Origin of the sequence: Aulosira sp. FACHB-615 (genome assembly GCF_014698045.1) — a bacterium.
GTDB lineage: Bacteria > Cyanobacteriota > Cyanobacteriia > Cyanobacteriales > Nostocaceae > Nostoc_B.
Genome location: NZ_JACJSE010000003.1, coordinates 384,049 through 400,116, shown reverse-complemented (window position 1 = coordinate 400,116; position 16,068 = coordinate 384,049). Strand labels below are relative to the sequence as shown.

The 16,068-nt window shown below is 41.9% G+C and carries 16 protein-coding genes; 8 read left to right on the top strand and 8 right to left on the bottom strand.

Annotation, left to right across the window (positions count from 1 at the left end; genetic code table 11):
* The first annotated feature begins 7 nt into the window (after positions 1–7).
* Together H6G77_RS06505 and H6G77_RS06500 are read left to right on the top strand one after the other, a co-directional pair.
* Positions 8–1,447, top strand: a complete 1,440-nt coding sequence (locus H6G77_RS06505) for an O-antigen ligase domain-containing protein (protein WP_190590699.1) — start codon at positions 8–10, stop codon at positions 1,445–1,447.
* An 11-nt stretch (positions 1,448–1,458) separates the two neighbouring features.
* Entirely contained in the window at positions 1,459–2,580 is a 1,122-nt protein-coding gene (locus tag H6G77_RS06500) for a glycosyltransferase family 4 protein (protein WP_190871136.1), read from the top strand.
* A 74-nt stretch (positions 2,581–2,654) separates the two neighbouring features.
* Here the strand turns inward: H6G77_RS06500 and H6G77_RS06495 are convergent, their stop codons facing one another.
* Complete coding sequence (locus H6G77_RS06495) at positions 2,655–3,005, bottom strand: DUF6717 family protein (protein ID WP_190590701.1); 351 nt, start codon at positions 3,003–3,005, stop codon at positions 2,655–2,657.
* Between the two features lie 206 nt (positions 3,006–3,211).
* Here H6G77_RS06495 and egtC point away from each other — a divergent pair, with 206 nt between their 5' ends.
* The 3 genes from egtC to egtD all read left to right on the top strand — a co-directional run bounded on the left by egtC (position 3,212) and on the right by egtD (position 6,533).
* Complete coding sequence (gene egtC / locus H6G77_RS06490) at positions 3,212–4,003, top strand: ergothioneine biosynthesis protein EgtC (RefSeq protein WP_190871135.1); 792 nt, start codon at positions 3,212–3,214, stop codon at positions 4,001–4,003.
* Positions 3,975–5,333 (top strand): ergothioneine biosynthesis protein EgtB, encoded by a 1,359-nt coding sequence (locus H6G77_RS06485; protein ID WP_190871134.1) that lies wholly within the window; start codon positions 3,975–3,977, stop codon positions 5,331–5,333. Before egtC ends, H6G77_RS06485 begins: the two co-directional genes overlap by 29 nt.
* Positions 5,334–5,495: 162 nt before the next feature.
* Positions 5,496–6,533, top strand: coding sequence for an L-histidine N(alpha)-methyltransferase (gene egtD, locus H6G77_RS06480; protein WP_190670386.1), 1,038 nt, complete (start codon positions 5,496–5,498; stop codon positions 6,531–6,533).
* Between the two features lie 257 nt (positions 6,534–6,790).
* Here the strand turns inward: egtD and hisB are convergent, their stop codons facing one another.
* Positions 6,791–7,438, bottom strand: coding sequence for an imidazoleglycerol-phosphate dehydratase HisB (gene hisB / locus H6G77_RS06475; RefSeq protein ID WP_190670385.1), 648 nt, complete (start codon positions 7,436–7,438; stop codon positions 6,791–6,793).
* A 177-nt stretch (positions 7,439–7,615) separates the two neighbouring features.
* Positions 7,616–8,392, bottom strand: a complete 777-nt coding sequence (gene fabI, locus H6G77_RS06470; protein WP_190590706.1) for an enoyl-ACP reductase FabI — start codon at positions 8,390–8,392, stop codon at positions 7,616–7,618.
* 835 nt (positions 8,393–9,227) lie between these two features.
* Here fabI and ntcA point away from each other — a divergent pair.
* On the top strand, positions 9,228–9,899 hold the full coding sequence (ntcA, locus tag H6G77_RS06465; protein ID WP_015113299.1) for a global nitrogen regulator NtcA: 672 nt from the start codon (positions 9,228–9,230) through the stop codon (positions 9,897–9,899).
* Between the two features lie 33 nt (positions 9,900–9,932).
* On the opposite strand, the gene H6G77_RS06460 is transcribed toward ntcA, so the two are convergent.
* Positions 9,933–10,130: a hypothetical protein gene (locus H6G77_RS06460; protein WP_190871133.1), complete on the bottom strand. Its 198-nt coding sequence runs from the start codon at positions 10,128–10,130 to the stop codon at positions 9,933–9,935.
* 14 nt (positions 10,131–10,144) lie between these two features.
* Between H6G77_RS06460 and H6G77_RS06455 the strand changes: the two genes are divergently transcribed.
* Entirely contained in the window at positions 10,145–11,635 is a 1,491-nt protein-coding gene (locus H6G77_RS06455; RefSeq protein WP_190871132.1) for a DUF3084 domain-containing protein, read from the top strand.
* On the opposite strand, the gene H6G77_RS06450 is transcribed toward H6G77_RS06455, so the two are convergent.
* Positions 11,597–12,559 carry a phosphorylase gene (locus H6G77_RS06450; protein WP_190871207.1) on the bottom strand — a complete coding sequence of 321 codons (963 nt, stop codon included), beginning with the start codon at positions 12,557–12,559 and terminating at the stop codon, positions 11,597–11,599. The genes H6G77_RS06455 and H6G77_RS06450 overlap by 39 nt on opposite strands.
* A 25-nt stretch (positions 12,560–12,584) precedes the next feature.
* Positions 12,585–13,352: a Uma2 family endonuclease gene (locus H6G77_RS06445; protein WP_190590709.1), complete on the bottom strand. Its 768-nt coding sequence runs from the start codon at positions 13,350–13,352 to the stop codon at positions 12,585–12,587.
* Positions 13,353–13,605: 253 nt separating this feature from the next.
* On the opposite strand from H6G77_RS06445, the gene H6G77_RS06440 reads away from it, so the two are divergent.
* The gene (locus tag H6G77_RS06440) at positions 13,606–13,980 is read left to right on the top strand and encodes a DUF4870 domain-containing protein (RefSeq protein ID WP_190590710.1); all 375 of its coding nucleotides are present in this window, start codon (positions 13,606–13,608) and stop codon (positions 13,978–13,980) included.
* 269 nt (positions 13,981–14,249) lie between these two features.
* On the opposite strand, the gene H6G77_RS06435 is transcribed toward H6G77_RS06440, so the two are convergent.
* Both H6G77_RS06435 and H6G77_RS06430 read right to left on the bottom strand, forming a co-directional pair.
* On the bottom strand, positions 14,250–15,023 hold the full coding sequence (locus H6G77_RS06435; RefSeq protein ID WP_190590711.1) for an SDR family oxidoreductase: 774 nt from the start codon (positions 15,021–15,023) through the stop codon (positions 14,250–14,252).
* Between the two features lie 190 nt (positions 15,024–15,213).
* Positions 15,214–16,023 (bottom strand): nuclear transport factor 2 family protein, encoded by an 810-nt coding sequence (locus H6G77_RS06430; RefSeq protein ID WP_190871131.1) that lies wholly within the window; start codon positions 16,021–16,023, stop codon positions 15,214–15,216.
* Positions 16,024–16,068 lie beyond the last annotated feature (45 nt).

Sequence of the window (16,068 nt, the reverse complement as noted above, 5' to 3'; positions counted from 1 at the left end):
AATTGGTATGATATCTCAATCATTACTTTTTAATAGTTTTTCAGAAACACCATTTTCACCAAAACAGCGATCGCTACAAGGTTGGAGTGCCATCCTCGGTTTTATCTTGCTGAGTGTCACCTGTTACTTTGCGGGTGTGGCTGGTAGTTTACGCCTAATTTATCCAGTCACCGCCTTAATCGTAGCGATATTTTTATACTTGCGACATCCGATTTTATACATCGGTTTTACTTGGTGGATGTGGTTTATCACACCCTTAGTTGCCCGTTTAATTGATTATAAGGTTGGTTGGGACCCTACCCGCCAAATTTTGATTGCACCATATTTAGTTGTATTTGTCACAATTGCCACCTTCTTACGACACTTTCCTAAAGCCTCTCGTCAGGGAGGTTTACCTTTTATATTGGCTTTTGTCGGCGTAATTTACGGTTTTCTCGTCGGCTTAATTTATAACACTCCAGTCCCCGTTGCACGCGGCTTGCTAGACTGGCTCAGTCCAATTATTTTTGCTTTTCACTTATTCATGAATTGGCGAGATTATCCCAGTTATCGCCAAAATTTACAAAGGACATTTCTTTGGTGCGTATTGCTAACTGGTGCTTACGGCATCTATCAATTTGTCGTCGCCCCGGAATGGGATAGATATTGGCTAATTCAGTCAAAATTATTTACCAGTTCTGGCGACCCTGTACCATTTGGAATGCGTGTTTGGAGTACGTTGCACTCAGTCGGGCCGTTTGGTGCGGTGATGCAAGCAGGCCTTTTGTTGTTATTTACCAGTTCAGGCCCCTTAATCTTTCCGGCTTCGGCTGTTGGTTACTTATCATTTTTACTCACACAAGCGCGGACTAACTGGGGAGGCTGGTTATTAGGAGTCATCATGATTATGGGTTCAGTCAAAGCCCGTATTCAAATGCGACTCATCATCTTGATTTTAGTTATAGCCGCCTGTGTTGTGCCATTGACTACTATCGAGCCAATTTCTGACGTGGTGGCAGCGCGTTTAGAGACTTTTACGAATCTGCAAGAAGATACTAGCTTTAGGGATAGATCGGGAAGTTACGACAGAAACCTCAGTTTAGCTCTTTCTAATTTATTAGGTAATGGCATCGGCAATACTTGGAAAGTCAATGAAAAGACTGGACAAATCGAAGTTTTTGTAATTGACAGTGGTATTTTAGATATGTTTTTCACCCTTGGCTGGTTTGGAGCCGTATTTTATCTGGGTGGATTAATCTTGACGCTTTTTAGCGTTGCTAATTACACAGAATCACGTTTTGATAGCTTTATAAGTACAGCCCGTGCCATTGGTTTTAGTGCTACTGCCCAGCTAGTTATCGGCAGTGGGATGTTAAGTATCGCCGGAATAATTCTGTGGGGATTTTTGGCTATGGCGATGGCAGGACATAAATACCACCAGTCGCAAAAAATCACCCAACTTCATTAGAGGTTAATTATATGAAAGTGATGATCCTGATGCCATTGGCTGAACAACGCGGTGGCAGTGAAATGACTTTCTGGGATCTGTTGCAGCAAGGACGAAATAGTGATATTGAGTGGTTAGTAATTTTTGGTGAAGATGGTTCCTTAGTCAAACAGGTGCGATCGCTTGGTATTGATGCACAGGTTTTTCCTAGTGGTCGTGTCCGTCAATTACACCGTTTAGTTGCCACAGCCATCAAGATAGCACTCATAGCTAAACGTCAACAGGTAGATGTAATTATCAGTTGGATGTGGCTATCTCATTTAACAGGCGGACTGGCAGGATTACTAGCAGGTAAACCGGCACTGTGGTATCAACAAGAAACACCCGATGGGAAGAACTTTTTAAAACGCTTAGTTAATCTAATGCCGGCGCGTGGCGTAGTCACCATTACCAAAGCTATTCAAGCAGCACAATCAAAAATCACCCCACAACTACCAGTATCTTTAGTGTATCCAGGGGTAGCTTTAGATCGTTTTGATCCTGCTATTTTGCCTACTCCCGCTATGGCGCGGCAAAAGTTGGGTTTGCCATTACAGGGGCCGCTAATTGGCATTGTCGGCAGAATGCAACGCTGGAAAGGAATGCACGTCCTCGTTCAAGCAATGCCAAAAGTTTTACAGAAATATCCTAATGCTCATTGTGTGGTAGTTGGTGGTAAGCATGACTTAGAAGCAGACTACGAAGACTTTCTGAAATCAGAAATAGTAAATTTAGGACTGCAAGAAAAAGTCATTCTGCCCGGACTCCAGCGCAATATCCCCGAATGGGTGCAAGCGATGGATGTTTTTGTCCATGCTTCTGATCAAGAACCATTTGGCATTGTGATTATCGAAGCGATGGCGCTAGGTAAACCTGTCATTGCGGGTAATGCTGGCGGCCCCACCGAAATTATCACCGACGGAGTGAATGGCTTATTAACACCTTACGGTGATTCTGAAGCATTGGCGATCGCAATTCTCCGCTATCTAGATGAACAAGACTTTGCCCAAAATGTCGCGATCGCTGCACGCCAACGCGCCCTCGATTTTTCCACCCAGAACTACGCGCAAAACTTTATTAATACTCTGCGTTCTCTGATACCTGGCGTTTCGTAAATATAGCTAAATATCGATATGCTCAGATCCCCGATTTTTTTAAGAATTCGGGGATTTTGTATTTCACGCATAATTTAGGAATACAAACCTTCAGCTTGACAATATATTTTTGCTGGCGCTTGCTCAAAATATTTAAATAACGCTGGACATAACCAACCTTCCAGACCTTTTTCCCGCCACAAATACCAATTACCGTTGTACTCCTCACGTAACCAAGTTAATTCGGCTTGATAACCAGGGAAAGGACTAGCAGAAAACAGCAATTTAAACCCTTCATCCACATTAGCTATACCCTGAACCAGAATATCAATCATCTCAGGTACACCACTCACAAACGGTTCTTGCACCAAACCCAGACGCTCATCATCAAATACCCATGTTTGATTGTGCCTGTATGGAAAAATCACCATCATTGAGTTAGTCATGAGCAATTATCGGTTAAGTAATTGGTAAATAATTTTGTAGTCAAGGTTACTAATTACTAGAGAATAATATAACTTGAAAAAATTGTAGTGCATCAGGAGGTTGGCAGAGTGAAAACGGCAAGTATAGGGCAAACTCATTTACAATTCAGGAAATTCTCAGCCAAAAAGCTTATTCTGTACTGCAATTGGGAGTAAATACTTTTATCATGTGCCGTTTACTTGCCTATCTTGGTTCGCCTGTATCTTTGGAGCATCTTCTGTATAAACCAGAACATTCTTTGATTGTCCAAAGTTATCAACCCCGTGAAATGAATTCTGGGGTAGTAAATGCAGATGGTTTTGGTATGGGTTGGTATCATAGTCACAAAGATACTGCTCCCTACATCTACAAAAATACATTGCCGATTTGGAATGATATTAACTTACCCCATCTGAGCCGTTACGTAGAATCAAGTTGCGTATTAGGTTATGTCCGCAGTGCCACAATCGGACAAGCTTTAGATTTTGCCAATTGTCAGCCATTTAATCACGAAAATTGGCTATTTCTGCATAACGGATTCATTGAAAATTTTCGGCAAACATTACACCGCAGAATTCGTAGCACTTTAGCACCAGAATTTTACGACAAAATTTATGGCAGTACAGATTCTGAACATTTATTTGCGTTGTTACTTTCTCAGCGTCAAATTAACAAACATCGTCCGCCAGAATATGCCTTACGCACTACTTTGTTAGCGATCGCAGAACTAGCGAAACGTCATCAAATCAAGGTTTTAGCTAACATTATTTTCAGTGATGGCAAACGTTTGATAGCTTCACGTTTTGCTATTGGTGCAGCAAATCCGTCTTTGTATTGGATAAGAGATGATCTGAATTTCCCGAACTCAGTAATTATCGCTTCGGAACCTTTATTTCCTGGTAATTGGAATCCTTGCCCAGAGAATAGCATCATCAGTGTGGGAGAAGACTGTGATATCAAAATTGAGCAAATCTACTAGCACCAAAGAATTTATTTATTATGCTTTAAATGATTGTCGAAAAAGAACTTTAAAGCTGTTGGATGAGCTAGACGATATTACATTTTGCAATCAGTATCATCCTGATTTTAGTCCTATTGGCTGGCACTTAGGACATATTGCTTACACTGAGTCTTTATGGTTGCTAGAACATAGTGCGGGTTTAAGGTGTTTATTTCCGCAATATCGTAAGCTGTTTGCGGCTGATGGTTTACCCAAGTCAGAACGTGTCAAATTACCAAACTTAGCCGAAATCCGTTATTACTTGCAGACAGTCCGCGAGAAAGTGCTGCAATATCTGGAAGTGGTTGATATTGAACCCCAAGAACGTCTGTGGCGATTTTTAATTCAGCACGAAAGTCAACACTGTGAAATTCTCAGCTATGTGTTGGAATTGTCGAAAAGAGGAAAGGGTGTAGGGGTGCATACTTCGACTGCGCTCAGTAACCCTACTTCGACTGCGCTCAGTAAGCAAGGGTGCGGGGGTGTAGGGGTGCAAGGGAATAACATCACACTCAGCACTCAGCACTCACACTTCGACTCCGCTCAGTGTACAGCACTCAGCACCCAGATGGTGATGATTCCGGCTGGGGAATTTGAAATGGGAAATAATTCTTTGGATGCGTTGGATAATGAGAGTTTTTGTCATCGAGTATATCTGGATACTTATTGGATTGACCGTTACCCGGTGACTTGTGGGCAGTATCGGGAATTTATGGCGGCGGGAGGCTATAAAAATCCTGAGTGGTGGTCTGATGCTGGGTGGCAATGGCTACAAGTAGAACAGGTAACAGAACCGCTATATTGGCAGAGCGATCGCAGTTATGATGATCATCCAGTCTGCGGTGTAAGTTGGTACGAAGCGGAAGCATATTCGCGGTTTGTTGGCAAGCGTTTACCCACAGAAGCCGAATGGGAAAAAGCTGCTAGTTGGGATGCTCAAGCTCAACGTCGGCGCACCTATCCTTGGGGTGAAGAAATGCCCTCACAAAAATATTGTAATTGCGATCGCCTCATCGGTCAGACAACCCCAGTCGGTAACTACCCTGGAGGCGAAAGTCCCTACGGCTTATTAGATACCCTCGGCAATGTTTGGGAATGGACAGCTTCTTGGTTTACACCATACCAAGGTTTTCAAAGTTACCCTTATGTGGGTTACTCGCAAGTTTATTTTGATCACCAACACCGTGTATTAAAAGGCGGTAGTTGGGCAACTCGTCCCTGGGTAGCACGTTGTAGTTTTCGGAACTGGTACTATCCCTGTGTACGCCAAGTTTTTACAGGTTTTCGCTGTGCTACAAGTGTTAATTAACGAAAGTTTATGGCTTTTTTAGTGGTAAATACGCAAATTTAGTGTTAAACCTTGATTGATCTAGCTTAAGCGTGAGGTTAGCAGCTGTGGCTGTGTGTTTCACTAGCTAGAGGAAAGCTTGGGTTGCCAAGCAATCTACTACTGCAACTCTACGGAGGTTAAATGACAATATCTCAAGCTGTCAACAGCAAAGTTACTTCTCTAACCAGCCTAGAAGAACGTTTGCAAATACAGCGTTTGGTAGAAGCCACAAAAGTAGTCACATCAACAGCAGGACGTGATGTAGTCAAGGGATTAACGCACAACCCCAAATATTTACCCCCATACTACTTGTATGATGACCAAGGCTCTGATTTATTTGAACAAATCTGTGAATTGCCCGAATATTACGTAACTCGCACAGAAACAGCAATTTTGCAACAGTATGCAGATGAAATTGCTCAAATCACAGGTGCTTGTGAATTAGTAGAACTGGGTAGTGGGAGTTCGACCAAAACCCGAATTTTGCTGGATGCTTATCAAAAGTTAGGGGGGCTTCAGTGCTATTTGCCAATAGATATAAGTGCGGGAATGTTGGAAAATAGCGCGAGAAAGTTACTCGAAGAATATCCCTCACTGCAAGTTTACGCATTGGCGGGAACTTATGAAATGGCTTTAGCACAACTCCCACCAAAACAGTCACCAAGTAGGATGATTGGTTTTATTGGTAGTTCTTTGGGAAATATGACAACCCAAGAGTGTGATGCTTTCTTTTCGCAAATTACCAATGCACTGCAAGTAGGTGAATATTTTTTACTGGGAGTCGATTTACAAAAACCAAAAGAAATTTTGGAACCAGCTTATAACGATCGCCAAGGTGTGACAGCAGCATTTAACATCAATATGCTGGAGCATTTAAATCGCAGATTTGAAGGCAATTTTGATACCACACAATTTGAACATTGGGCATTTTATAATGAAACTGCAAATCAAATTGAAATGCACTTGCGGAGTATGCGATCGCAAACTGTGCAATTAAAATCTCTCAACCTCACCGTTAACTTTGCCCCAGGCGAAACTATCTTGACCGAAATCTCGCGCAAATTTAACCTGAACACCATTAAACAACAACTCCAAAGCCGTGGTTTAGTTCCGGTTCAAACATGGACTGATACAAATCAGTGGTTTGGTTTGTTATTATGTCAGTTTCAATCTGCTTGAAGAAGTTAGAAGTTAGAATCCAGGAGTCAGAATCAAATAAGTAGCTGTCTAGCCTGGAAACACATCTAAATATAGCAGTCTAGGCATAAGGTAGGACAGTTCAAAAGCACAAATGGCAGGTAGAGTAATAATATTTATATTTACCTCCTGCCTCAACCTTGTAGCGGTAAGTCAAAAGGCAAAAGTTAAAAGTCAAAGATCAAGAGTACTTTTGATTTTTGGTTTTTTACTTTTGACTTTTCTGCCTCCTGCCTTTTTTATAAAACACCTTTAGAACTAGGAATTGTCCCAGCGCGACGGGGATCAACTTCCGTAGCCATTCGCATAGCTCTAGCAAAAGCCTTAAATGTTGCTTCAATAATGTGATGGGAATTAATACCATCTAATTGACGAATGTGTAAGGTCATTTGGCTATGATTCACCAATGCAACAAAAAATTCCCTCACTAGCTGAGTGTCATAAGTACCAACTCTTTGGGTAGGAATTTCTAAACCATAACTGAGGTGAGGCCGTCCCGAAAAATCTAACGCCACCTGAATCAATGCTTCATCTAATGGTGCTAAAAAATTACCAAAACGAACTATTCCTTTTCTATCACCCAACGCTTGATGCAAAGCTTGACCTAAAGTAATCCCAACATCTTCATTAGTGTGATGATCATCAATTTCCCAGTCTCCTTTGGCTTGGACATCTAAATCAATCAAACCGTGAGAGGAAATTTGATGCAACATGTGGTCTAAAAATGGAATACCCGTTGCAGCATGACATTTTCCTGTCCCATCTAAATTGACAGTTACTTGCACATCAGTTTCACCAGTCACACGGTGAACCGAAGCAATACGCGCTGTGTTTAGGGAAACTTGGTGCAGAATTGAGTCTTTGTGAGAAGTATCGCTGATTTGCATAGTTAATTGAGGGAGTTGGGAGTTGGGAGTGGGGAGTTGGGATAAACCTGGATTTCTCACAAGAGAGAAATCCAGGGGGGTGGGAGGTGTGGGAGGATGGTGAAGAAATCTTTCCCCCCACACTCCCCTCTCTCCCCACACTCCCCACACTCCCCACTCACTACTCCCCAAATCTTATTACATTCCCATAATTTCATATCCTGCATCCACGTACAGCACTTGCCCAGTAATACCACTAGCTAAGTCACTGCACAAAAAGGCCGCAGTATTACCCACTTCTTGTTGAGTTACAGTACGTCGTAAAGGCGCTACCTCTTCTACATGGTGAATCATATCTAAAATTCCCCCAACAGCCGAAGAAGCCAAAGTCCGAATTGGCCCAGCCGAAATAGCATTAACCCGAATATTTTGCGGGCCGAGTTCTGCTGCAAGATAACGCACACTTGCTTCTAAACCTGCTTTGGCAACTCCCATCACGTTGTAATTCGGCACAGCTCGCACGCCACCCAAATATGTCAAGGTGACAATGCTACCGCCTTCGGTCATTAACGGTTTCGCTGCGCCACTTAACTGGACTAGGGAATAGGTACTAATTTCTAAAGCTGTATTGAAACCCGAACGGGAGGTTTGGCTAAAGCCTCCAGTCAAATCATCTTTATTTGCAAAAGCTAAACAGTGGATGAGGATATCTAATCTACCCCACTTTTCTTGCACCGCTTCAAAGGTAGAGTGAATCTGTTCATCATTTTGAACATTACAGGGAACAAATAAGCTGGGATTCAGAGGTTCTACCAATTCCGCAACTTTTTTCTCCATCTTGCCACGTTCATCGGGGAGGTAAGTAATACCTAAGTTCGCCCCTGCTGCGTGCAGTTGTTGGGCGATACCCCAAGCGATGGAGCGATTATTGGCAATACCTGTAACGAGGGCGTTTTTTCCAGTCAGATTCAGCATAGAAATTATTAACAGGATCAATCATGATAAAAGATGTCTGAGCAGTATCAAAGATTTTTCCTGGATTTCTCACAAGAGAGAAATCCAGGGGTGTGGGAGTGGGAGGATGGTGAAGAAATCTTTCCCCCCACACTCCCCACACTCCCCACATCCCCTACCCATACGTGAGAAATTCGGGTTTTGCTCCCCCTAATCACTGTTTTTGACTGCTGTGTGGCTGTGTTCACTTTTCTGTTTCAAAGGCAATTACAGCCAGAAGTCTAAATTTTCTAGGGGAATTGAGGATACTTCAACTGCTGAGTGTATCACCTGGGACTTTTTCAGACATCCTCTTAGGAGGATACTAGAAACTGAGGCCTGTTTTTCTTGATTTATCAAAATCATGTTTCACAGGCCAGAATCAAGAAACCAGAAGCCTGAATTGAGGGTGAAATTCTGTGAGGCTAGTGGATGAATCAACAAACAACACAGCAAATTAAGTGGTGAGTGTTTTTCTCCATTGACTAATTTTGCGTCTTCAATTCTGCTATCTGAATTTTTCTTTAATTCAATTGGTGTGTTTGCTGCATAAAAATTGTCTGCTATTCCTGAAGATATTCTCAAGATATAATGAATTTTTTAGCAAAAAACCTGATGAATAGGAGTTTGTAAGTACTTATAACAACTACTAGCTAAAAAGGTGAAAAATTATGTATCATTATGAACAAATAAGTCTGAAGTTCGGCTTTTGAGTATAGGAAAGTACAGAAAGGTTGACGGTGATTTATTGATTTTTCAGGTGTATTCTTAGGTAATCAGTTTATTTGTTTTTCCGGCATTGGGTAGGGGAAGGGAGATGATCGTGACACAAGATAAAGCCCTAGCAAATGTTTTTCGTCAGATGGCAACTGGGGCGTTTCCGCCAGTGGTGGAAACGTTTGAAAGAAACAAAACGATCTTTTTTCCGGGCGATCCTGCTGAACGAGTTTATTTTCTTCTTAAGGGTGCTGTAAAACTTTCCAGGGTATACGAAGCAGGAGAAGAAATAACGGTAGCACTGTTACGGGAAAATAGTGTTTTTGGTGTTTTGTCTTTGCTGACTGGAAATAAGTCAGATCGGTTTTACCATGCTGTTGCATTTACACCTGTAGAATTGCTATCAGCACCAATCGAACAAGTAGAGCAAGCACTCAAGGAAAATCCAGAATTGTCTATGTTAATGCTGCGGGGTCTATCTTCGCGGATTTTACAGACAGAGATGATGATTGAAACTCTCGCTCACCGGGATATGGGTTCTAGATTGGTGAGTTTTTTATTAATTCTTTGTCGTGATTTTGGTGTTCCTTGTGCAGATGGAATCACAATTGATCTGAAGCTATCTCATCAAGCGATCGCAGAAGCAATTGGTTCGACTCGCGTCACAGTCACTAGGTTACTTGGTGATTTACGCGAAAAGAAAATGATTTCTATTCATAAAAAGAAGATTACTGTGCATAAACCTGTTAGCTTAAGTAGGCAGTTCACTTAAAACAGAAGTCAGAAGTCAGAATCAAACCTTGATTCATTCTGCATTTGGGCTTTCTGACTCTGGCATTGTTGGTTGTTCAAAGCAATTGGAGGTAATGAAGTTGGCAAGTCTGGTGTTTTTGCAGATAATACCCATAGCTGGAGGCATCATAAATTGATAAATCTTCGCTATTGCCAATTTCCAACCCTCCACAGACAATGGTCGAAAGTAGTAGGCTGTATCTGGAACCATTTCGGTAGCTGAAGATGACCACCGGGTACATCCTCATTGCAGCAATTTTAATTTTGGGAGGCGTAATAGCCACTGTGGGCGATCGCATTGGCACACGGGTTGGCAAAGCTCGCCTCTCACTCTTTAAGCTTCGTCCCAAAAATACGGCGGTGGTGGTGACGATTTTTACTGGTGGCTTGATTTCTGCATCAACTTTGGGCATTTTGTTTGCTGCGGATGAGGGCTTGCGTAAGGGAGTCTTTGAATTAGAAGATATTCAAAAAGACTTGCGAAACAAGCGGGAACAACTCAAAACCGCAGAAGCCCAAAAAAGCCAAGTCGAAACAGAATTAAGTCAAGCCAGAAAAGAACAAACCCAAGCGCAACAAGACTTACAAAGAATTAATAAATCTTTGCAAGCGGCAAATGCAAAACAACGGGAAACCCAAGCAAAACTTAACCAAACTCTAAGCCGCCAAGCAAAGATCCAAGGGCAATTACAAAGCACTCAAGGGCGTTTGAATCAAGTTGCAACTCAATATCAGCAAGCGCGGTCAGAATTAGAAAACGTTTATAACCAAAGAAAAGCCTTACAAGTAGCGGTAGGACAATTAAAGGCAGAACAACAAAGATTGTACGCAGAAGCGAAAAAGGCGATTGATGAAGCGAAAACAGCTATTTCCAAACGAGATCAGGAACTCGCCAATCGTCAAGAAATTATTGAACAGCGCGATCGCAAAATCGCCCAATTAGATAAACTCATTCAAAATCGCAATTTAGAAATTACTGCCAGAGAACAGGTAATTGCAACCAGAGAAGCTCGCCTCAAAGAATTAGAAAGACAACAGGATTATTTAGAACAAGAAGTAGCCAGACTCGAAAAATATTATCAGTCTTATCAAGACCTGCGTTTAGGCAAGTTGGCGTTAGTGCGTGGTCAAGTTTTAGCTGGTGCAGTAATTCAAGTCAGTCAAGCCTCGGCGGCGCGTCAGGCGGTGTTGCAACTTTTAGGCGATGCTAACCAAAATGCCATCTTTCAGTTAACTGAACCGAGTGCAACGCCAGAAAAAACCCAAATATTGCGCGTCACTCCCGAAAGAGTTGAGCAGTTGATTAGACAAATTAGTGATGGTAGGGAGTATGTCGTGCGAATTTTCTCCGCAGGTAATTACGTCCGGGGCGAAAAACAGATAGAATTTTTTGCAGATGCCGCACGTAATGTCTTAGTCTTTGCGGGAGGAGAGGTGTTAGCCAGTACTAGCGCCGACCCCAAAACCATGACATCTTATCAGTTACGGCAAAGATTAGATTTGCTGATTTCGGCTTCCCAGTTTCGCGCCAGAAATGCCGGCATTGTAGAAGGCGTGCAAGTAGATGGCACATTTTTGCGCTTTATTAACCAGCTAAGACAATATGATCAGCCTTTAGATATTAAAGCGATCGCCGCCGAAGATACATACACAGCCGGGCCTCTGCGCGTGAAATTATTAGCTGTCCAAAACGGTAAAGTGATTTTTAGTACTTAAATTAGTATTGACTATTGATTCTTGGACAGCCACTTCTTTCAAGATGTTCATTGGGCCTGTGTTTTTGAGGAGTTGCATTTCTTGTTCATTTCGTACTAGTAAAGCACCAGCGAATCCTAATGAGTTAACAGAAATTGATTGGTATTTTTCTTGCGATCGCGGTACGATTAACATCCATTCTTTAGTTGCTAGTAAGTTGTAAGCTCCAGATGGTGTTTGACTATCAACTATTTCTATCCCCACAGCACTTAACAAATTGTGATATACCTGCCAAATAGCTTCTGCTGAGGTTAACGGAGATTCTAGCCAATTTGGATCTAAAGTGGCAAAAGCATTAACAAACGGTAGTTGCGATATTTTTCCTACACCATCTTTCAATTCTGCTGATGCGAATAATGGTTGAATAGGTATCTGTACTCCAGCAGGAGCGAGTGGCAAAGGTACTATCTGTAAATGTTTGTGTCGCTGACTCGCACCTGCGATTTTACCACTGTTGTAAAAAGCTAAACCTTCAAACTCACCTAAACAAGCCAATAACGCCGCAAAATCTTCTGGGGTGAGTAGGCTTTCTTGTTCTTCAAAAGCGCGGGTAATGAGGAGTAGATGATAGTCAACAACGTTGAATTTGTTCAAAATACAGACATGAGTATCGGAAATTTCCGCCACAAATAAATCTTGTTCATAGGGAAGGAAAGGGTTGAAATCCTTACCAGCAGTGGTTTGTTTATCTTGCTGTTTCTTGGCTGCGTCTTTGCGGGTTAGGTTCGATAAAATTCGGACTAGATAGTTAACGCCGTCTTGCTCAACAAATTCAAATTCTGTTGGAGTAGAAAGCAATGCCCCACATTTGAGAGCATGTAACGTAGTTTCTTTGACACTTGTCCATAAAGTGCCAGTTTTCAGGAAAATTTCTCCCTTGAGCATTGATGAGTGCATGATTTAACATTCATCAGTCTAAATCAGGTTCAACGCCAAGCGATCGCAATTGTGCAATTAATCTTTCTGTTTTTTGTCGTTCCTGTTCGGCGCGTTGTCTTTCGTATTGTACTTGTTGACTTTCTTGTTCAGTCGGAGTCAATACCCAATTGCCTCGATGATCATACCAACGTAACCAAGGCTGTTCAGCACTTTGATAGCAACCTTGCCATATAGCCAAGCCTAATTCTAATTCTGGTATCCAAAAGCGTGGTTCTGTTAAAGCTACTTCAGTATAATGACCACCATTTAATTTAAAGATTTTTAACTCATATTTGTAGCGATCGAAAATTGCGTAATAAGGAATTCGCAAAACTTGTTCATAAACTTGCCATTTTGTAGGCGGTTGTTCTATGTCTCGCAAGGTTTGACCTAAATCTTCTTTTTCTGTACCAGGAGACAGCAATTCAATCACAATAAAGGGGTTTACTCCCTCTTGCCAAACCACATAACTTAAACGCAAATCTCTTTGTTCGTAAAGCCGCGAACCACCCACAACTGCAAACCAATCTGGTCGCTTGTACCACAGTGGATGATGCAAATCGTAATATAAGTTTAAGTCACTAGCGGTAAATACTTGGTCGCTGGGGTAATTTGGCGGACGAAATGTTTCGTCTAACAAGCGTGGTTGTAATAAATGAAACTGATCTGGCAAACCAGGTTCCTCTGGATCTTCACTTTTGAGATCATACATCGTGGGTAAGAATTCTTTGGGAGGGCGGGGTGGGTCAGTTTGATACATAGTCAATCAGTCCTGGGATTGAGACGCTTGAGTTTATTATTCAACTTATTTCAGTTATGGATAAATTAACGAAAGAAACTTTTAACCTCAAGGTACGGTAAACACCATTATTCATAATTTAATAAGTAGTAGCAAAGTTAATCAATAGTTAAGAAATAGTCGATAACTTACTGAGTACGGTAAACTACCATACAATGCTTAACAAATAGCCTTTAGAATAAAAGACAAGAAACAAATTGAGGAGCCTTGCAGGATGCAAGTTTCATACGATTCTGATAAGCGCAAGTTGCTATCATCTCTGTGTCATGGGGCGATTTTTTTTAGTACGGCGTTGTTTTCAGTTGGTGTGCCGATTGTTATTAACATTATCTCGGATGACCCAGTTGTTAAAAGTAACGCTAAGGAATCAATTAATTTTCACTTCAATGTTTGGTTTTGGGCAACTGTAGTTGGTGTACCCATTGCTGTTTTATCTTGGCTGACTTTTGGTATTGGTGGAATTTTGTTTTTTCCCGTTGTCGCTTTTGGCTTTTTATTACATTGGGGATTAACAATTGTTGCACTTTTACACTGTTTCAGTAATCCTGATGAACCTTTCCGTTATCCGTTTATTTTCCGAGTTTTCTAATTGTTATGGGTGTAGATAAAGTTAGTTATAGAAAGGGATGAGTAAATCATCCCTTTTTTATTAGACAATGTTAGGAATATTATTCACAAGTGGTACATAAGAATTTAGGACTTACGCAGTAAGACGAAATATTAAGGGTGTAGGGGTATAGGGGTGTATGTATTTAAAACTCTTACACCCCATACCCTTTCACCCCTATACCCAACCTCCACAGACAATCTTGGTGCGTAAGTCCTATCTAATAATTGTTTACGTATATTAAAACAGTACTAATTATGACGATGAACGAGAGTGGCGCTGGCTTGATTTACTGGCATAAGGATGACTTCGTTAATGTTAACGTGGGGCGATCGCGTGGTGCAGAAAAATATCACATCAGCAATATCATCAGCCGTTAAGGGATTTACGCCTTGATAAACTCGCTTGGCGCGTTCTGTGTCGCCATGAAACCGCACTTCACTAAATTCTGTTTCTACCATCCCAGGATCAACAGAAGTGACGCGGACTGGAGTACCTAACAAGTCTTGTTTTAAACCTTCGGAAATGGCTTTAACAGCAGCTTTTGTTGCACAGTAAACATTACCACCAGGGTAAGTTTGATGTCCGGCGATGGAACCAAGATTGACGATATGACCACGACCACGGCTGACCATTCCGGGAACGACGTAGCGGGTGAGGTAAAGCAAACCTTTGATATTGGTATCAATCATTTCTTCCCAGTCTTGAAAGTCGCCTTCGTGCAACTTATCTAAACTGCGACTCAAACCGGCATTGTTGATGAGAATATCTATATTCGACCATTCAGCAGGCAGATTATTGATTGCTGATTCTACCGCAGGGCGATCGCGCACATCTAGCTGTAATAAATGAGTGGCTGTACCAAATTCTTGGTTTAAGCTGTCTGCTAACTGCTGCAAACGTTCTAGCCGTCGCGCCGCTAAAATCAACTTTGCACCAGCACCTGCAAAAACTTTGGCACAAGCAGTACCAATTCCACTGCTTGCGCCAGTAATTAACACAATTTGATTTTGTAGGGAAATCATTGTTAGTCAATAGTCAATAGTCCAGTGTTAATTGTCCAATAATTCTGAACTATTGACCAAGGTGAAGATGAAAGGAGTTGGTGGTTCGACTGCGCTCACCAACAGGAGGATCTACAAACCGCGCAGGCGGTCATTGCGCTTGCCGAAATACGGGGTTTGTTTGTATAGTATGTGCTTCAAATCTCCGACTTCATTTCACTACTCTTAAACGCTGACTTACCATTGTGATTCCTTCACCGCGAACAACCACGGCGGAAACCCATTGATTACCGGGTGTAGCAGGTGCGCGTCCAACCTTAAAAATACCGCCGGATGTGAGTAATTGCAAATCTAAAGGTGCGGGGTTGAGATATTTTTCGATTTTGACTGGTTCTTCCGTGGCTGCTCCTAGCAGAAAATCTTCTCCCAATGGTTCTTTCACAATGGCATCAAAACTATACTGCTGCCCAACTTTTACCTGCTGAGGTAATTTAACATCAAGTTGGGGTGGCTGATTACCTCTAGTAATCAGAGTCCGTTCGCCTAAGATGTCTTGACTGACAATTTTGCCGCCTGCAATTCTTTGACGGGATGTAATTGTGGCATTTAGCGCCAAATTATTAGCGTTAGTGGATGGGGCGCTAGAAATGTTAGTAACAGTTTCGGCAATAATGGCATTACCTTCTGATTTCCAAGATTGCAGCTTTGTGGTGTAGCGTAATTGGGGGTATTGTTTCCAAAGAGTCACCAGGGCTTTTTCCAAGTTTGTACGGTTTAAGCCATCTCCATTGGTAAAATTGGGACTATAGAATTGAAGTACGGCTTGAGCATTGCCTTTACTAGCAGCTGTATCAATTTGCGTTAGTAAATTATTTAGTTCTGCTGGTGGAGCTTGGGGAGTAGCGGCTTGCACACTGTGTAAACCGCTAGTTAAACCAAGTGTGAGTAGCGATAATAACAGCCAACTTGGAGTTAAAAATCGGGGTTGGCGTTTGCGGAATATAGGAATAATGTTAGTCATTGGTAACAGTTTACTGATTTTATTCATGAAGGTCGGGAAATTGTT